Here is a 19,054-nt window from a genome sequence, read left to right as displayed (position 1 = left end):
AAACTATGATTGTGGCTCAATGATGAGTTCTCAAAGTTCCTCCGGTATTTTCATATACTAAATTAACTATAGCACTTGATTCTTTTTGGATCTCTTTTTCAGTTAAAGTGTGGATTGGAGAGCAGAAAGTAACTGACAATGCTATAGACATCTTATTCGGTTCTATATTATTTCCATGGTATACGTCAAATACTAAAACTTCTGTGATGAGCTCTGAGCTTTTTTTTACCACATTGATTATGTTACCTACTTTCACATCCTTATTTACAATAAATGCAAAATCACGTTTTACACTTTGGTATTTATAGTCGATAAATTTCTTTCTACTTGCAGGTAAATTTTCAATATTTTCTAGTATTACCTCAAAACCTACAACTTTTTGCTTGATATCAAAAAAATCCAGTATACTCGGATGCAGTTCTCCAAAATAACCTGCTACTTTATTCTTAAAAGAGAGAGTGCCTGACTTTCTTGGGTGGTAATATTCTTTTTCTGCTCTTTCTATCGTTAAATTATCACAATTGACGTTAAAAAACTCCAAAGCTGCTATGCAATCAGCCTTTGCGTCAAAAACATCTACTTTCCTATCAGTATTATAATGGTTTCTCGGCAAATTATTTCCTGTTCTTATTCCACTTAAAACATGTTTAGACTGAGCTCCACCATCGTAAATCGGCCCAATTTCGAAGATTGCAAGATCAGATATTCCATGGGCAATATTATCAGCAGTGACTTGCAATAAATTTGGTATGATACTTGGTCTCATTATATTGAAGTTGTTATTAAATGGGTTATCGATGATAAATAACTTATTCGAGTAACCAAATTTTTCAGCTGTTGATTCACTCATAAACGACCAGGTTAGCACTTCATGAAACCCTCTGTTTGTCATCAAAATACGCAAATTGTCGTATGTACTATCTACTTCTTCAACATTATTTGGTAGTGGTTCTTCTTTTATTTTGTCATAGCCGTATATCCTTGTTACTTCTTCAATTAGGTCAGCAGGTATTGTCACGTCCGATCTCCAGCTTGGTACTTGTACATTCCAACTGCCTTCGGTTTTTTTATCAATACTAAACCCTAGTTTCGTTAAGATATCGAACACTTCATCAGGCGATACAGACACACTTCCAAACTTGTTCACATCCTGATAATCAAAGCTCACCTTGGTGTCAGTCCTATCTAAGCTGCCAGCAGACACTACGCTTGAGGTTTCTCCACCACATAAGTCCAAAATCATTTTAGCTGCAAGATTGAGTCCCTCAAGGGTAAATCCAGGATCAACTGAACGTGCAAATCTGTAACTAGCGTCTGTGGAGATATTCATCTGCCTTGCAGATTTAGCGATAGATATAGGGTCAAACCAAGCAGACTCTAAAAAGATATCAGTAGTTTCAAGAGTACATTCACTGCACTTACCACCCATAATTCCAGCAACTCCATGAATATTTTTATCACCTGCAATAACGCTTGTGTCCGTGTTTAATAAGTATTCTTTACCGTTCAAACCAGCAAATTTTTCTCCGTCATTTGCTTTGCGTACTGTGAGCTCTCCTTCTATTTTTTTTGCATCATACGCGTGCATTGGGCGGCTGAAAGATATCATAATATAGTTCGTGATATCAACTATTGCAGAAATGGAGCGCATTCCTATCGATTCCAGCCTATCTTTTAACCATTTTGGGCTTTCTTGATTTTTTACATTGGCGATGTATATTCCACTAATAAAACTTTCCCCGTCAGTAACTTCAACATCGATTGGTGAATTTATGGAGCTGGTAAGTTGTGGAATGCTTAAAGTCTTTAATGTCCCAATTCCAGTTGCAGCAAGGTCGCGAGCTATTCCATAAATGCCTAAGCAATCTCCACGGTTTGGAGTAACATTTATATCAATTACAGGGTCACAATTGAAAAATTTATCCCCTATTTTATAATCATCAGAAAGCTCGATTATTCCTTCACTTTTCTCTTGAACCAGCGCAAGTTCAGAAGCAGAGCAGAGCATCCCTTCACTTAGCACTCCTCGTATTTTTGTGGGCTTGATTGTGAAATCACTTTCTGGCAATGTGCTACCAAGAGATGCAAGCACAGTTTTCATACCTTCTCTAACATTGTTTGCTCCGCAAACTATTTGTAGAATTTTACTCCCATCATTTACTTTACATAATTTTAATTTATCAGCATTTGGATGCTGTATCACCTCTAATACTTCTGCAACAACAAACCCAGCTAATTTGGCATTATCAATAATATCTTCTACTTCTAACCCTATATGAGTTAATTTATCGGTAATTTCTTCTAAACTAGCATTGGTTTCTAAATACTCCAGTAACCAAGATAACGTGAATTTCATCGATCTAACAAGAAACAAAAAAGTTATTGTAATATAAAATGCGGTGCTTTTAAAGTTTGTTGTAGTAAATGGCTCCCATATTGCAAGAAACAATAAAAAAGCCTACTTACGTAATTATATACCTTTCTTAAGAGAAAGTATCTTTTCCATATCACCTTCTAAGTTTACTTCCATGAAATACTGAAGATTAACCTTATGGTCATCATGGTGAAAATGACAAACATAGCCGCCAACGGTTAGTGGTCCTAACGTGTTATGATTTTCATCTAATACTTGACCTATCATTCCATAACCACCGGTATTCTCATCAAAATAACCGTCAGTGAATCTAATATATCCACTACCAAATTCTTGCTCTAAGTTTAAAGGATGATTAGTGTTAATAAAATCTATTTCGTTCATAATAATACCTCACTAAAAATTAAATTATAATTAAAATAAGATGTTAAGTCAAGATATTGAATAATTTAATAAGATTGGTAAATTTTAAAACACAGCGCTGGCTATAATTGGCATTCTAATTACATATTTTGTTAACATGCTAATGCTATAATGATACAGAGCCCCACATAATCTTAACCCTTGACTTTGTCCTATAAAATTCATACTTTATTTACTGTTGATAATTCAGATTAAAATGGCATTAAATCCGCTGGAGCAGTTTAAAGTATATACGGTAATAGAGTTACCTAGGTTATTTGGGTATGACGTAAGCTTTACCAATTCATCTTTTTTCACGATGATTTCGGTGATATTGGTGATACTCTTTTTGCTTTTTGGAATAAAGAAGGGGTCAGTAATACCAGGATATTTGCAAGCTGCAGTTGAATATGTATATGATTTTGTTGTTTCAATAATAGAAAATAACACTGGAAGCAAAGGCTTGCAGCACATTCCATTGATATTCACAGTATTTATTTTCATTTTATCATGTAATTTGGTTGGTATTCTTCCTTATAGTTTCACGGTCACAAGTCATGTGATAGTCACCTTCGCTTTATCGATGGTAGTTTTTACTTATATAACGATTGTTGGATTTAAAGAAAGGGGAGTAGAATTTTTACGCATATTGCTACCAAAAGGAACTCCTTTGTGGCTTGCACCCATGATGATTTTTATTGAGTTATTTGCTTACCTGGCAAGGCCTATAAGCTTATCAATAAGGCTTGCTGCAAACATGATTGCAGGTCATACAATTATCAAAGTAATAGCAGGGTTTATCGTAAACATGAACGTGGTTCTAACCCCTATACCATTTTTATTTATAATCGCATTAATAGGGTTTGAAGTGTTTGTTGCAATTCTACAAGCTTATATATTCACCTCTTTAACATGTGTATATTTATCAGATGCAGTAAAATAATTGACTTCCCTACAGGATATTTTATAATTAATACTGTAAAGAAATAGTTAAAGGTAATATATGGATTTAGAAGCTTTAAAATTTGTAGCGATTGGTTTTTCTATATTTGGAATGCTCGGAGCAGCTTTGGGTGTGGCAAATATATTTTCTACTATGTTAAATGGGCTTGCAAGAAACCCTGAATCAGAAGATAAAATGAAAAAATATGTCTATACAGGAGCAGCTTTAGTTGAAGCAATGGGATTATTTGCGTTTCTACTTGCGCTATTGTTAATATTTGTTGCTTGACATATGCCACAACTTGATGTTTCAACTTTCTTTTCTCAAGTTTTTTGGTTTTTAATTTTTTTCTCTTCACTTTTTTTCGTAGTAAGTTGTTTATTTTTGCCAAAGTTAGATGAAATAATAAGCACTAGAAGTAAAGAAGTATTGGATTCTTTTAGTAGTTCTGTTCATCTTTTAAGACTTACGGAAGATCAGATTGCCAAGTATAATGCCGCTTTAAACCAAGCTAGAATACAGGCAAAAAGGATCATAGATGATGCACTTGCTCAGGTAGAAGAAATGAGAGCTAATGTTAAGAGTATATTAGAAGAGGAAGACAAAAAAAAGAGCAAGCTTATTGAAGAAAAAGTGGCAGAATTTAAATCTGAATATACTGATCAGTTAAAACAAATGGCTACTAGTATTGCTTTAATTTATTATACTAAATTGACTAATTCTGAAATTGAAGAGAAATTTATTGCTGACTTGGTGTCCAAAGAGTTTTAGGAGTTTTTATGTCTGCATCACTGATTATCGGTCTTGCCTTCTTGGTAGGCCTTGTTCTTTCGTATAAATTGCTGAAGAAAGTGATAAAAAATGCGCTTAACAATAAGCGTAACAAAAGCAGATTTTCAAGTGAAGAAACTGAAAAATTCAGAAAAGATATGTTAGAGTATTACAAAAAATCTTCTGAAAAATACAAAAAATTAGATGCAGAAGTTAATAAAATGATGAATGAAGCACTTGATAAAGCTAATAGTATCATTAAGCACAATAGACAGCAGCTGGATCAGACGTTAGATGACAATGCCCATTCTAATTTGAAGAAAGTCACTGACCAAGTTGAAAAAGCTCTTGGAGATTTACAGGCTAACACAACAAATATAGCTGCTGATGCTGTAAAAAAAATAATGCATGAACGTAAAGATGATAAGCGTAGTAGCGAGGTCATATCTTCATTTTCACGTAACTTAAATAAAAAATTGCATTAGGTTTAATGCAACAATTGCCTATACTTCAAGCTGATAATGTAGAAAAAATTAAGTTTGATTCTAGTTTGTGCAAAGAGCCAGAGAAACTTTTTTACTATAAATTTAATATAATTCCTTGGCAAAAATTAAATGATACTACTTTTTTTATGGTTGAAGACACAAGCCGAGATGTCAACCGTTGGGTCGAAGCTCATTACGGTATTGACTATGTATTAATAAAAGTGGATAGCGAACAGATTTTAAATCTTCTTAACTCGCACTTTGGTATTTCAGAATTTGCAAGCAACTACTTATATTACAAGAATCCTAATTTTTCAGCTAAAAGCATTAAACTAAGCTCAATATTTTTTGCTTCTTTCTTTATTGTAACTTCAATTTTAACACTAACAGAGAAATATACATATTTTGCTTTGATGTTGATATTTATAATCGGCTGTTCTAGTTATTTATTCAAGTTTATAGCTACAATTTTTAACTTATGTGAAACCTCCAACCAAAAAGTGGATTATAGTAAGCTGAATGAAGAAGATTTTCCTATATATACTATTTTATTGCCTGCTTTTAAAGAAAGTGCAGTGATAGAGCAATTGATCGAAAGCATTGAAAGTTTGGATTATCCAAAATCAAAATTAGATGTGAAGCTTCAGGTAGAAAGTGATGACCAGGAAACGCTAGCAGCTATAGAAAAGTATACTTTACCGCAGTATTTTGAAGTAATAAAAGTGCCTCATTCTTTGCCTAGAACAAAAGCCAAGTCATGCAATTATGCTATGAGCTTTGCTAGAGGAAAGTATGCAGTAATATATGATGCGGATGATAAACCAGACCCATTGCAGTTAAAAAAAGCACTGATTGAATTTAATAAGGGCGACGATAAGTTAGCCTGTGTACAGGCGAAATTAAATTACTATAATTGTGATTATAATTTTCTCACAAAATCCTTTTCTCTGGAGTATATGAACTGGTTTCAATACTTATTGCCTGGATTCCAAAAAATGAACATGCCAATGCCTTTGGGTGGTAGCAGTAATCATTTTTCAGTAAAAATTCTAAAAAAAGTGTTTTTCTGGGATGCTTATAGTGTTACCGAAGATGCTGACCTCGGTTTGAGACTTGCGCAAATGGGCTATAAAACCAGGATGATTGACTCAGAAACATTGGAAGAGTCACCAATTGCTGTATTTGCTTGGATTAAGCAAAGAGCGCGCTGGATCAAAGGCTATATGCAAACTTATATTGTTCATTTAAAAAATATAAAGTCACTTTATAAACACACTGGATTTAAGGGAATTTTGCTATTGAATCTTTTTGTTGGCTCTGCAGCTTTTATATTTTTTACTACTCCATTTTTACTGCTTTCATTGATATTAACTAAAGTTTTAAATGAATTATTTTTGTACTACTTTTTAGTGGTATACGTTACTAACCTGATTCTTTTGGTAATAGCTGTCAAACAGCAAAAGATGCCTTTTTATTTTTATATAGTATCGATATTTTTTCCGGTCTATAGTCTGCTACATAGTGTTGCAGCTTTTCTTGCCTTGTGGGAATTTATTCTTTACCCTGAGCGATGGAACAAAACTCAGCATGGTTTATGGAATCAAAACCTGTAGCTATTTGGCTTTTTCTCTGCTGTATCATGGTAATTCTCATGGTGGGGATTGGTGGATTTACCAGACTTTCAAAAGCAGGATTGTCAATCACGGAGTGGAAACCCATTACTGGAACATTACCACCACTGAGTGAACAAGACTGGCTACAAGAAAAATTAAAATACGAAGCTACACCTGAATATAAAGCACTTAACTATGGTATGAGTATAGAGGAGTTTCGCGCTATATACTTAATAGAATATGTACACAGATTGGTTGCAAGACTAACAGGTTTAGTTTTTGTCCTGCCATTTATATATTTTACATTAAGAAGAAAAATATCTAAAAAGGTAGTAATAAGGCTATTGATAGTCTTATTATTTGGAGCGCTGCAAGCTTTTGCTGGTTGGTATATGGTAAAAAGCGGCTTGGTAGCCAAGCCTCATGTTAGCCACTATAGGCTCGCACTTCACTTATTATTAGCATTAGTTATTTTTGCACTATTATCGTATCAATTTTTTGATTATCAGCCAGCGTCACGTACGCAACTGCACGAACATTGCGATATAAGAGTAACTTTCACCAAGAAAGATGTCATCCCAGTGCGTGACACTGAGATGACAGGATTTCAATCTACTAACAGTAGTATATATTACACAATACTTATTCTGATTCTAATTGTAATACAAATAATTTTCGGTGCGTTTGTTGCGGGATTAAATGCTGGTTTAATTTACAATACCTTTCCACTAATGGACGGACAAATCGTTCCAGAAGATTTATTTTTCTTACACCCTATATGGCTGAATATCTTTGAGAACAGAGTGACAGTGCAATTTATACATCGAGCACTGGCATTGCTAATACTAGCTTTGGTAGTAATACTCACAGTAAAAAATGCTAGCGTAAAACCGGTATATATTATGCTGCTCTCCGTTATCATTCAGATCATTTTGGGTGTAATTACTCTATTATTGCACATACCAATAGCCATTGCCATAGCTCATCAAGTGTTTTCATTTATCTTGTTTGGGTCAAGTTTATACTTCTTGTGTTATTTAAGAAAGCAGAGCTAATACTACATCACCAATCTGCACATTTTTTCCTTCTTGAACGGGAATATTTTTTATCACCATTGCTGCTTCAGCACATATAATATTTTCCATTTTCATTGCCTCCACCACAAATAAAGGTTGTCCTATTTCCACCTGATCTCCTGTATTTACGTGCAACTTAACTAATAAGCCAGATATTGGGGATTTTACAGCATCTACTGAAATCCCTTCTGTTTCATTATTTAGCATTAACTTACTTAATTCAGCTACATGAGGTTTAAATATACAACACTCAGCTTTCATGCCTGCATGTCTTATGAAGTATTTGCTGCCTTGTTTTTCTACTTTAAGTGTTATATCGGTATCATCGTTAATCGTGATGTTTAGCAACCTATAACTTGATTTCCACTTGCCTACTACAGAGTATGTATTGTGGTTATATACTGTTGTTAATATATTATCTTGGTACTTTGCGTTTACAGAGTACTTATTGTCATTTATTACAACTACAAGCGTTTCATTCACTGCTTTATGATGGTACTTTTCTTCGTTTTCTAAATAAACATATAACGAAACAAAAATAAATACTTTTATATATTCTTCTGTAACAAAATCGCCGTGAAACCCACTAGGGTAATGGTCTGGAATGAATCTCGTGTGGAGCTTTGCTGCAATAAAATTTGGGTGATGGGAGATGGATTCTAGAAATTCTATATTATTTGTTACTCCTTCTATATAACATTCAGACAATGCTTTTTGCATTCTGCTGATCGCTTCTACTCTATCTTTTCCATATGTTATCACTTTTGCAATCATTGAGTCATAGAATGTGCTAATTTCTGAACCTGCGGCAACTCCATCATCTATTCTTATATAATCATTTCCATTGGGTTGGTCGTAATATTTTATTCTTCCACTGGAGGGGAAAAATTTCTTCGATGGGTCTTCAGCGCAAATTCTACTTTCTATTGCAGAACCAGTAAGTTTAATATCATCCTGATTGAATCTCAATTTTTCTCCACAGGAAGTTCTAATCATTTCTTCTACTATGTCTATTCCAGTTATAAATTCTGTTACTGGATGCTCAACTTGTAATCTCGTATTTACCTCAAGAAAATAGAAGTTTTGGTCTTTATCTACAACAAACTCAACAGTACCTGCTGAAAAATAGCCAACTTGCTTTGCTAAAGAAACACATTGGGCATACATTTTTTGTCTTACTTCTTCACTAATGAATGGACTTGGCGTTTCTTCTATTATTTTCTGATTATTCCTTTGTATCGAGCATTCTCTTTCTCCAAGACAAACTATATTGCCATATTTATCTGCTATGATTTGTATTTCAATATGTCTTGGTAACTCTATATATTTCTCTATAAAGATACTGCCATCCTTAAAACTTTTCTCTGCTTCATTTGTTGCTGATGTGAACGCTAGTTCAATTTCTTTTTTGGAATTTACAATTCGCATTCCTTTGCCACCACCACCTGATGCAGCTTTGAGCATAACGGGAAAACCGACCTCTTCAGCAACTTGAGCTGCGTGGGCAGCATCGCTGATCTTACCCATATATCCTGGCACTACATTCACTCCAGCTTTTTTTGCCGCTTCTTTTGCTGTTATTTTGTTGGCTGTAACTTCTATTGTTTCTGCACTGGGGCCGATGAAGTCTATATTATGTTTTTGAAGAGCACGTGGAAAATCTGGATTTTCTGCTAAAAAACCATAGCCAGGATGAACTGCCTCAGCACCTGTTTCAACTGCTACCTCACATATTTTTTCAATGTTTAAATAACTGAGACAAGATGGCGAAGGGCCAATGTACCTTGACTCATCTGCTTGTCTTACATGCACAGAATTTACATCTGCATCCGAATATACGCATACACAAGATATACCCATCTTATGGGCAGTTCTGATAATCCTGCAGGCAATTTCCCCTCTGTTTGCTATTAAAATCTTACTGTACTTCTTTTCCGTCATCTTATGAGTATACTTTCTTAAGTTAAGAAAGTAAATTTCTATATCATTGCCTGCAAGTAATTTTAATCTTCATGCTGGAGCTAAACCACCTGAACTCTGCATAACATTAACTTCCGCTAAAGTGCTTTCGTTATGCAAGGCATGTATCTCGTTACATGCCTTAACTGACAGGTATGTGACTCCGCCAGAAGCTATTGCAACCATCGAGCTTAGTGCAAAAGTCTGAGAAGATAGATACAGAAAATATAAAGATAAGCACAAGGCAGCAATACACGCTATAGCCCCTACTATATATAAACACAGGTGAAACTTCTGGTTACATATAAAGCTGTCTTTTATGCCTGCGATTTGCTTAATTTCTTTCTGTTGTGCAGCATTTAAGTAATAAAGAGGAGTTTCCCTCTTCTTATTAAAAGCATAGCCTTTACTGCAGAGCGCATCTTTAATATATTTTTTATTACATTTGAGTTCCTCTTTCAATCTGCTTACTTCTTTCCGATCTCCAGCTTCTTCTGCTTTCGTAATTTTGTTATCAGCTTCCGTCTCTAAGTCATTCACAATCTCTTGTACTGCAGGCAGCAAAATTCCACTTCTTGCTGCTTCATGAAATGGATTATCTCCATATTCATTATGCGCAGTTACAGAAGCAATGTTCTTCTTACAAATGTCTACAAATTTACCTTTGTTTTGTATTCTTGCAGCTAAATGCAGGAGATTATCTGCCTGTACTCTTTGTTTTGTTTTATCAAAAGGGCCGGTGTAACGCCAATTGATATTAGCTTCATTATCTGAAAGCAATTTTGCTATATCTACAAGTCCATCCATAACTCACCTCGCTATATTCAACCAATACTAAATTATACAACACAATTTATGAAAAATAAATAAAATTTTATCTCTCAGAATAAATAAATTCTAAATTGTTACAAACATAAATTTTAGCTATCATCATTTATATTACTGTAACGGACAAATATGCCAGGTATAGTCACGAGATTCGCTCCATCACCCACAGGGTTTTTGCATATTGGAGGGGCCCGCACTGCGTTATTTAATTGGCTCTATGCAAAGCATCATGGTGGCAAGTTTTTGCTGAGAATTGAAGACACCGACAGAAAACGTTCAACGCAAGAAGCAATTGATGCAATTATAGAAGGGCTAAGATGGCTCGGTATGAGCTATGATGGGGAAATAGTATATCAGTCAAAAAGAATAGAGCGGCACATTGAAGTAGCAAACCTTTTAGTTGAGAGGGGTAGGGCGTATCACTGTTATTGCCCTGAAGATGAAGTTACAGAAAAGAAGACAAAAGCAAGAGAAGAAGGAAAAATATACAAGCATAAATGTACTAGTGTGACATCAAACGTAAAGCCTGTTGTCCGCTTTAAAGTGCCAGACTCGCAAGAGATCGTCATTGATGATAAAATATACGGCCAAATCAAAGTAAATAGCGAGCAGCTTGATGATATAGTGATCTTACGCTCTGACAACACTCCAACATATATTTTTGCCGTGGTAGTTGACGATCATGATGCTGGAATAACCGATATTATACGTGGTTCTGACCATCTCACTAATACCTTTAAACAGTTGCTAATATACCAGGCTCTTGATTTTGACATTCCACGTTTTGCACATGTGCCGCTTATTCATGGGGAAGATGGAAATAAGCTATCCAAAAGGCACGGTGCAACAAGTGTTTGCGACTACGAGAAAATGGGAATATTGCCAAAAGCGATGCGTAATTACCTACTGAGGCTTGGTTGGAGCCATGGTAATGATGAGATTATTAGCGATGAGCAAGCAATAGAGTGGTTTAATTTAGAAAGCATTGGTCGTTCACCTGCACGGCTCGATTTCAAAAAACTGGAGCATTTGAATAACCACTATATTAGTAATATGAGCAATGAAGATATTCTGGCTCTAATACTTGGAGAAAATACTCTAACTGACAAGAAAAAGAACTATTTATTACAGGGGCTAACGGAACTAAAAAAAAGAGCAAATTACCTGGCTGAACTGCTGGATTTAGCACAGTTTTATATAAGAGATCCGCCGCTTGATTTAAGTGAAGAGGCTGAGCAAATTGTCAAATCTAACCTCGATATAATCAAGTTACTCGCGTCATTTCTGTCAAAGATCGGTGATGAAGACTGGAATAAGGGTTTTTTATCTTCTCAGATCAAGGAATTTGCAAAATTGCACGATATGAAAATAAGCGATGTATACCACTCATTACGTGCTCCCATAACCGGAGTAATGGATGCACCTGGAATCATCGATATCATGGTGATTCTTGGTAAAGACGAGTGTATAAGAAGGTTACAAGCAATTTAAATGAAATAAGAAAATTTCTTGACAAGCTTTGCCAGCCCCTTTATCATGACAGTGAAGCTATTGTATTTGCTTTCGCCAATCTGCAGATTAAAAGGTAAGGATTACTTAATGTATCGGCGTCTTATGTTCAATTTTTTGCAGTATATAGATACTGTATGTCTTTACAAAACTTCATCTACATCTAGATTTTTATCTAAATAAGCTGAACGCGCTTACAAAGCGTTACAAGACATCAAAAAATGCCAATACTCGACAAAGATAGTAAAAGACTAGCTAACTCGGGGATTCTTTGTCTTTTTTTCTGCTTGGTAAATTTCTTAAACATTTGCAGCGTAGGTTAGTTGCAATTAAAAGCAGCTGAATTTCGCTTGTCAAGCGTTTAAAACATAAAAAACGCCAATATTTTAAAGCGGATAATAACCACGGGGCTTCTTTTGCCTTTTTTTTCGTTTGGTAAATTTCTTAATATTTACAGCTAAACGACAACCGTCATCCCGCAGCGGGATCTATGCTTTGAGATACCGCGAATGAATCCATAACTGTACGAACATTGTGATTTTGGCCCATCAGGAGGGTGTCATCCCAGTGCTTGACACTGGGATCCAGAAAACCTAACTTTAAATAAGTGGCTGCATAATAAAGACTGGATTCCAGTGTCAAGCACTGGAATGACACCATCACAGAGTGAACCAGTGTCAGCTACTTGAATTTGCCACCTGCTAATTACAATGTTCGTACAGCTTTGTGTCAAGCACTGGGATGACAGCTAGCCTGATAACCGTCATCCCGCAGCGGGATCTATGCTTTGAGATACCGCGAATGAATCCATAACTGTACGAACATTGTGATTTTGGCCCATCAGGAGGGTGTCATCCCAGTGCTTGACACTGGGATCCAGAAAACCTAACTTTAAATAAGTGGCTGCATAATAAAGACTGGATTCCAGTGTCAAGCACTGGAATGACACCATCACAGAGTGAACCAGTGTCAGCTACTTGAATTTGCCACCTGCTAATTACAATGTTCGTACAGCTTTGTGTCAAGCACTGGGATGACAGCTAGCCTGACAACCGTCATCCCGCAGCGGGATCTATGCTTTGAGATACCGCGAATGAATCCATAACTGTACGAACATTGTGATTTTGGCCCATCAGGAGGGTGTCATCCCAGTGCTTGACACTGGGATCCAGTTTTCCATATAATCTCATCGAAAACGTTGTAACCACTTTCTATGCTAGTTTGCTTGTAAACAAGCAAACTTTCCTGGATCCCAGTGTCTGGGCACTGGGATGACACCATTCTTTTTCCTGGATTCCAAACTGGGATGACAGCTAGCCTGATAACCGTCATCCCGCAGCGGGATCTATGCTTTGAGATACCGCGAATGAATCCATAACTGTACGAACATTGTGATTTTGGCCCATCAGGAGGGTGTCATCCCAGTGCTTGACACTGGGATCCAGTTTTCCATATAATCTCATCGAAAACGTTGTAACCACTTTCTATGCTAGTTTGCTTGTAAACAAGCAAACTTTCCTGGATCCCAGTGTCTGGGCACTGGGATGACACCATTCTTTTTCCTGGATTCCAAACTGGGATGACAGCTAGCCTGACAATCGTCATCCCGCTGCTTGTTAGCGGGATCTAGAGATACCGTGACGGTATAGTAATTCGTCATTCCCCTACGTGTTAGCGGCTAAGATACCGCGAATGAATCGCGGTATGACGGTTCGCGGTGGTATAGCTATAGAAAACTTGTATAGATTTTTTCTACTTCTGTGATATCATAAGCCCGTAATGATAAAATAAGTAAATATGGATAAGTCAGCGTATGAGATCATAGAACATGAGTATGATGTGGTAGTAGTAGGTGCAGGTGGAGCAGGGCTCAGAGCAACGCTTGGGATGGCTGCAACTAATTTTTCAGTTGCCTGCATTTCTAAAATTTTCCCTACACGAAGTCATACAGTTGCAGCACAAGGCGGAATTAGTGCAGCTTTAGGTAATATCGGTGAAGACGATTGGCGCTGGCATGCATATGACACAATAAAAGGTTCAGACTGGCTTGGTGATCAAGATGCAATAGAATATATGTGTAAAAACGCTGCTAAAGCTGTTATTGAACTTGAAAATTTTGGCGTACCTTTTTCTCGTACAGAAGATGGCAAAATATACCAGCGCTCTTTTGGTGGAATGACAACTCACTTTGGTAAAGGAAAATCAGCTCAACGCACTTGTGCGGCAGCAGACAAAACTGGGCACGCAATCCTTCACACTCTATATCAGCAGTGTCTTAAATTCAACGCTGAGTTTTTTGTTGAATACTTTGTGATTGATTTAATTATGGATAGCGAAACATGCTGCGGAGTTCTTGCTTGGTCGCTATGCGACGGTACATTACATAGATTTCGTGCGCATAGAGTGGTGCTAGCAACAGGTGGATATGGACGTGTTTATTTCTCTGCAACAAGTGCGCATACCTGCACAGGTGATGGTAATGGCATGGTAGTAAGGGCTGGATTACCACTTGAAGATATGGAATTTGTACAATTTCATCCAACAGGAATATATGGCTCAGGGTGCTTGATGACAGAAGGGTGCCGTGGCGAAGGGGGATATCTCGTTAATTCTCAGGGCGAAAAGTTTATGGAACGTTACGCACCAAAAGCAAAAGATTTAGCTTCTCGTGATGTGGTAAGTCGCGCAATAACAATTGAAATTAGAGAGGGAAGGGGAGTTGGACCGAAAAAAGATTACATGTATTTAACTATAGCACATCTTGATCCGGAAGTAATAAAACTCAGATTGCCGGGCATTAGCGAAACCGCAAGAACTTTTGCTGGAGTTGATGTCACTAAAGATCCAATACCGGTCATTCCGACTGTTCACTATAACATGGGTGGCATTCCAACCAATTATTATGGAGAAGTGATCACGCTGAAGCAAGGTAAGGAAGAAGTGGTAGATGGACTATTTGCAATTGGAGAAGCTGCGTGTGTCTCTGTGCACGGTGCAAATCGACTTGGTTCTAACTCGCTTCTTGATCTTGTGGTTTTTGGCAGAGCTGCAGCGCTCAGAGCAAAAGAGAAACTAAAATCCTGTACACCACATAAAAAATTGAGCTCAGATTGTACAGATTGGATAATAGATAGGTTTAATAAAATGCGATTTGCTTCTGGGAAGCTCAAAGTAGCAAAAATACGCAGCGAAATGCAGCACACTATGCAAAAGTACGCATCAGTGTTCCGTGTTGCTGAAGTTTTAGAAGAAGGTAAAAAAGCTATAAAAAAGGTAGCAAAAATGATGCCTGATATTTCACTTGAGGATCGCAGTATGATGTGGAACAGTGATTTAGTTGAAGCGCTGGAGCTTGCTAACATGATCCCACAAGCGGTTATTACCATGGAATGCGCAGCCAATCGAAAGGAAAGCAGAGGTGCACATGCTCGTGAAGACTTTCCTGAACGTGATGACAAAAACTGGATGAAGCACACTATAGCGTGGCTTGAAGAAAAGAAAGGGCAAATTAACGTAAAAATTGACTACAAAAAAGTTGCTGAAAAAACTCTGAGCGGTGAGATTGATTTCATAGCGCCAGAGAAGAGGGTTTATTAGTCAGCCCATCTAGCTTATTTATGAATTGACGTAGTATTGATATATCGCTCATTTTGGTAGCTGGATTTTCTGCACATTCTGATTGATTTGATGATTTTTGCACCTCTTGCTCTTCTAAATCGTTGGACTTATTTTCTATATCTTTAACAGAGTTATTGCATTGTGTATCATTTTTTGGTGCGTTATCTTGAAGTGTAAGTTGCTTTTCTTCAGTAAACTTTCCTTTAATTTTTCCAAATCCTTCATAAATATTTTCTAAATTCAAGTAAATAAGATAACAAACTCCAATAACTGCTATAATAGATGAGGCAGTTGCAATTGTAATAATTCCTTGAGAAGCACTGAATATTGCTGCACAGGCTAAAGCAGCAAATACAAGCGTTGTCACTGCTTTACAAGCAACATTATTGATGTACTTCACAATATCGCGTGCTTTTAACTTCTTGCCAAAATTGCACTTCAGTTCAGTTCTCATATCATCTGGAATAAGCGCTCTACCCGTTGGTTTCTCTATTCCTTTTATAGTTTTATAATACTCTTTGCTCCATAATCTTTCGGGTAGTATTAACTGCTTTGGATCAACACCATTTTGCAATAATTTTACACAGAACTTGATCGTGTTATCACGGCTCTTAGGATTGACCAAATTATGTTTATCTTTTGTCGTCTTAGTAATTAACGCTACTTGTAGTGGTGTTCGTTCTTTTTCGTTAGTGGCGTTTGCAGCTTTAGAGGTTGTCCGGAAACTAGTAAACTTAGGCATATTCCCTCCGTAACATAACCCTACTCATAGCCAGATATATGAAACTTTCAGTAGATGTTGTAAGTAAATCGTACTCTTTTGATAGTCTTCTATTCCTATTGATCCAAGCAAAAGTCCTTTCTACCACCCACCTTCTCGGCTGTACTAAAAATCCAGGATCCCGTTGTGGCAATAGTTCTAGTGGTGTATCTTTATGCACCCAAAACCTACATGGAGGCCTTTTCACAATTTCAATATCTATGCCATATTCTTCCTCTATATGGGTTTTTAAATCTTTTCCTTGGTACCCCATATCAGCCCACATTTTTTTTACTTTAGTATATTTTGTTCTCATATTGTTTAATGCTATTTTAATACCATCTCTATCATTTTCATTAGCAGCTCCTACGTAACAACTTAGTATAAAACCCTGAGTATCTGTAATTATATGTCTTTTTCTCCCCTTTACCTTTTTCGCACCATCATAACCTTTGACCCCCCTTTTTCCGTGGTTTTTACCGACTGACTGTCCACTATGCATGCGCTCGGCTCTTCATTTCTTCCCATTTTTGACCTACTATATTTAGTGATATCATAGTTCATTTTCTCAAAAATCCTCTGTTTCTTCCATTGCCTAAACTGCTCATATACAGTCTTCCATAGCGGAAAATCATTTGGTAAATACCGCCATTGGCACCCTGTACGCAATACATAGAAAATTCCCTCTAACATTTTTCTTTTACTATATTTTGGCGGTCTTCCTCCTTTTTTGTATGATACTCTGAAGTACTTCTCTATTTGTGCCCATTCCCTTTCACTTAGATCTGTTGGATACTTTTTTCTCATCTTTACCCCATACTAAAATTTCAAATATCATAGCCTTTTACCTGTTTCCGGACAACCTCTTACTAAATTTCTCTTTTTCCACCGAATTTAAAATCAACTCTAAACATGTAACTTTTTGTTCTCCTTTGAATGAAGCAATATAGTGCAGAGCATTTTTTTCATCTTTATCTTGCACAGTAATATCTGCACCATTTTGTAGAAATAACTCTAAGGCTTTATACCTCTTTGTTTTTTCAAATTTTCTATCTGTACATGATCGATCCTCATTCTTTTCTTTTATATGCTGAAGCAGCTGATGAAGAGGTGTTTGTTCTTCCTTGTTAGTAGTATTTACAGCATTACTAAATCCATCTTTATCTGAAATCAACTTCAAACATGCAACTTTTTGTTCTCCTTTGAATGAAGCAATATAGTGCAGAGCATTTTTTTCATCTTTATCTTGCACAGTAATATCTGCACCGTTTTTTAGCAATAGTTCTAGGGTTTCATACCTTTTAGTTTTTTCAAATTCCTTAAGTGATCGGTTCTCACTCTTCTCTTGTATGCGCTGGAGTACCAGATGGAGCGGTGTTTGCCCTTCTTTTTTATCATTTACAGCTTTTATAAATTGTTCTTTTTGGCCTGCTTCTAGCAATATATTGAGAAGTTCAAGTTTTTGTTTTGTTTCAGGTTTAACAATCAAGTGTAAAGCATTGTTACCATCTGTGTCTTTAAGGCTAATATCCGCCCCTTTTTCCAATAGTTCTTTAAAAAGTTTTTTATCACTATTTTTAATTACTGGATGTAATAGATAATTATCATTACTATCTGGAGTATTTATGGTATGTGGTATAATTTCTTTAATTTTTGCTTCTGTATTGATTCTTATTTCTGGCTTTAATTTAGATTTCTTTCCTTGCTCTGCTAATTTTTCTAAGAAATTACGATAGTATGTCTTTTGCTCTTCTTTTAAGTCTTGTAATTTTTTTGTAGATAATCCTAAATTATCAGAGCTGGCTCCATGCTCTAACAATTTTGTAAGAAACTTAAGTGTGTTATCGTTACTTCGAATTGTATTAGACTCATGTTTTTCTTTTGTTATCTTGTCAATTAGTGCCACCTGAAGAGGAGTTTTTTCGTCCTGATTTTCACTATCAACAAGTTGTGCTAAATCTTCCTCGGTGACCGTTTTTATTAGGGTACCTAGAAACTTGCATTTCTGTTTCTTTTCCAACGACGCGATAAGGTGTAAAATATTTTTCCCTTCTTCAGCTTTTATGCTGCTAATATCTGCGCAACCTTTTAGATATTTTTTAAATTTCCTGTTATTTCCATTTTTGATCGCTTTTAGTAATAGAGCATTGCTATTTGTTATTTCGTTGCTTTTCTCTACTTCTTGATCTTCATTTGCTGTATTAGGGTTACTGATTGAATGTTTCTCATAATCATCACCAGCATCGCTACTGTAGTCACTTTCAATTCCACTGTCCCTACGATCATTTTGGTTACAATATTTGCTATTATAAGTAATTTCTGAAATTGCTTGCTTTACTCGCTCTTTTGTTTCATTTGATATTTTTTTCGATCGTTCTATTGCTTTATCTAGCACTGGAAGGAAGCATTGGACATAATACCTATAATATTTTTCTTGTTCTCTAAGTGATTCTTCTAATTTAGTTAATACTTCAGGACTAGCATCTTTCTCAAATAACCTTTTACACTTCTTGAGGGTTCCATCTTGACCTCTTGGTTTTTCACGCTTGTGTTCTTCTTTTTTTACCTTTCTCTCTATAGTGCAGTGCAATTGCTCGTCTTTTCTATCCTGCTCTCGCTCTTGCTTTTTATTTTTATCTATGCATTCACCTAATTTATCTGCATTAGTAGTTAGTGCAGTTATATCTATACCCATACTAAAACCTCAATATTAAAA

General features: G+C 36.1%; 17 protein-coding genes and 2 pseudogenes. 10 read left to right on the top strand and 9 right to left on the bottom strand.

Translation table 11 applies throughout. The annotated features are described in order from the left end of the window. Positions 1-16: 16 nt before the first annotated feature. Together pheT and OPR43_RS04555 are read right to left on the bottom strand one after the other, a co-directional pair. Positions 17-2,356 (bottom strand): phenylalanine--tRNA ligase subunit beta, encoded by a 2,340-nt coding sequence (gene pheT, locus OPR43_RS04560; protein ID WP_265034364.1) that lies wholly within the window; start codon positions 2,354-2,356, stop codon positions 17-19. Between the two features lie 114 nt (positions 2,357-2,470). After that, positions 2,471-2,758: a hypothetical protein gene (locus tag OPR43_RS04555; RefSeq protein ID WP_265034363.1), complete on the bottom strand. Its 288-nt coding sequence runs from the start codon at positions 2,756-2,758 to the stop codon at positions 2,471-2,473. Between the two features lie 235 nt (positions 2,759-2,993). On the opposite strand from OPR43_RS04555, the gene OPR43_RS04550 reads away from it, so the two are divergent. The 6 genes from OPR43_RS04550 to OPR43_RS04525 are packed head-to-tail and all read left to right on the top strand — an operon-like array spanning position 2,994 to position 7,643. Further along, positions 2,994-3,719, top strand: a complete 726-nt coding sequence (locus OPR43_RS04550) for a F0F1 ATP synthase subunit A (protein WP_265026587.1) — start codon at positions 2,994-2,996, stop codon at positions 3,717-3,719. A 60-nt stretch (positions 3,720-3,779) separates the two neighbouring features. Continuing rightward, positions 3,780-4,007: a F0F1 ATP synthase subunit C gene (locus OPR43_RS04545; protein WP_265026588.1), complete on the top strand. Its 228-nt coding sequence runs from the start codon at positions 3,780-3,782 to the stop codon at positions 4,005-4,007. Positions 4,008-4,010: 3 nt separating this feature from the next. Then, positions 4,011-4,490, top strand: coding sequence for a F0F1 ATP synthase subunit B family protein (locus OPR43_RS04540; protein WP_265034362.1), 480 nt, complete (start codon positions 4,011-4,013; stop codon positions 4,488-4,490). An 8-nt stretch (positions 4,491-4,498) separates the two neighbouring features. Further along, a complete protein-coding gene (locus tag OPR43_RS04535; RefSeq protein ID WP_265034361.1) occupies positions 4,499-4,975 on the top strand; it encodes a F0F1 ATP synthase subunit B family protein in 477 nt (158 codons plus the stop codon). A gap of 14 nt (positions 4,976-4,989) precedes the next feature. Continuing rightward, a complete protein-coding gene (locus OPR43_RS04530; protein ID WP_320157477.1) occupies positions 4,990-6,588 on the top strand; it encodes a glycosyltransferase family 2 protein in 1,599 nt (532 codons plus the stop codon). Further along, on the top strand, positions 6,570-7,643 hold the full coding sequence (locus tag OPR43_RS04525) for a COX15/CtaA family protein (RefSeq protein WP_265034359.1): 1,074 nt from the start codon (positions 6,570-6,572) through the stop codon (positions 7,641-7,643). Before OPR43_RS04530 ends, OPR43_RS04525 begins: the two co-directional genes overlap by 19 nt. On the opposite strand, the gene OPR43_RS04520 is transcribed toward OPR43_RS04525, so the two are convergent. Both OPR43_RS04520 and OPR43_RS04515 read right to left on the bottom strand, forming a co-directional pair. Further along, the gene (locus OPR43_RS04520) at positions 7,626-9,605 is read right to left on the bottom strand and encodes an acetyl-CoA carboxylase biotin carboxylase subunit (RefSeq protein ID WP_265034358.1); all 1,980 of its coding nucleotides are present in this window, start codon (positions 9,603-9,605) and stop codon (positions 7,626-7,628) included. The two genes, OPR43_RS04525 and OPR43_RS04520, sit on opposite strands and share 18 nt — an antisense overlap. Positions 9,606-9,674: 69 nt before the next feature. Next, positions 9,675-10,430 (bottom strand): ankyrin repeat domain-containing protein, encoded by a 756-nt coding sequence (locus tag OPR43_RS04515; protein WP_265034357.1) that lies wholly within the window; start codon positions 10,428-10,430, stop codon positions 9,675-9,677. Between the two features lie 150 nt (positions 10,431-10,580). On the opposite strand from OPR43_RS04515, the gene gltX reads away from it, so the two are divergent. The 3 genes and pseudogenes from gltX to OPR43_RS08500 form a co-directional block, all read left to right on the top strand. Continuing rightward, positions 10,581-11,942, top strand: coding sequence for a glutamate--tRNA ligase (gltX, locus tag OPR43_RS04510; protein WP_265034356.1), 1,362 nt, complete (start codon positions 10,581-10,583; stop codon positions 11,940-11,942). 593 nt (positions 11,943-12,535) lie between these two features. Next, positions 12,536-12,631 (top strand): annotated as a pseudogene (locus OPR43_RS08505) (WPE palindromic element domain-containing protein); the annotation flags it as partial. 196 nt (positions 12,632-12,827) lie between these two features. Then, a pseudogene (locus OPR43_RS08500) lies at positions 12,828-12,923 on the top strand (WPE palindromic element domain-containing protein); the annotation flags it as partial. A 180-nt stretch (positions 12,924-13,103) separates the two neighbouring features. On the opposite strand, the gene OPR43_RS08400 reads toward OPR43_RS08500, so the two are convergent. Both OPR43_RS08400 and OPR43_RS08395 read right to left on the bottom strand, forming a co-directional pair. Continuing rightward, the gene (locus tag OPR43_RS08400) at positions 13,104-13,292 is read right to left on the bottom strand and encodes a hypothetical protein (RefSeq protein ID WP_265034355.1); all 189 of its coding nucleotides are present in this window, start codon (positions 13,290-13,292) and stop codon (positions 13,104-13,106) included. 84 nt (positions 13,293-13,376) lie between these two features. Beyond that, on the bottom strand, positions 13,377-13,565 hold the full coding sequence (locus OPR43_RS08395; RefSeq protein ID WP_265035735.1) for a hypothetical protein: 189 nt from the start codon (positions 13,563-13,565) through the stop codon (positions 13,377-13,379). A 192-nt stretch (positions 13,566-13,757) separates the two neighbouring features. On the opposite strand from OPR43_RS08395, the gene sdhA reads away from it, so the two are divergent. After that, positions 13,758-15,557, top strand: a complete 1,800-nt coding sequence (gene sdhA, locus OPR43_RS04485) for a succinate dehydrogenase flavoprotein subunit (protein ID WP_265034354.1) — start codon at positions 13,758-13,760, stop codon at positions 15,555-15,557. Here sdhA and OPR43_RS04480 read toward each other — a convergent pair. The 3 genes from OPR43_RS04480 to OPR43_RS04470 form a co-directional block, all read right to left on the bottom strand. Next, a complete protein-coding gene (locus tag OPR43_RS04480) occupies positions 15,529-16,320 on the bottom strand; it encodes a hypothetical protein (protein WP_265034353.1) in 792 nt (263 codons plus the stop codon). The genes sdhA and OPR43_RS04480 overlap by 29 nt on opposite strands. Further along, a protein-coding gene (locus OPR43_RS04475; protein WP_265029708.1) for an IS5 family transposase occupies positions 16,313-17,145 on the bottom strand; the annotation gives its coding sequence in 2 pieces (ribosomal slippage) (positions 16,313-16,779 and positions 16,779-17,145; 834 coding nt in all). The genes OPR43_RS04480 and OPR43_RS04475 overlap by 8 nt, the downstream gene beginning before the upstream one ends. Positions 17,146-17,182: 37 nt before the next feature. Continuing rightward, positions 17,183-19,033, bottom strand: coding sequence for an ankyrin repeat domain-containing protein (locus tag OPR43_RS04470; RefSeq protein WP_265034352.1), 1,851 nt, complete (start codon positions 19,031-19,033; stop codon positions 17,183-17,185). Positions 19,034-19,054: the final 21 nt, after the last annotated feature.

It is taken from the genome of Wolbachia endosymbiont (group A) of Apoderus coryli, assembly GCF_947251615.1.
Taxonomy (GTDB): domain Bacteria; phylum Pseudomonadota; class Alphaproteobacteria; order Rickettsiales; family Anaplasmataceae; genus Wolbachia.
The sequence above is the reverse complement of the archived record's forward strand: the minus strand, read 5'-3'. Positions and strand labels throughout refer to the sequence as shown.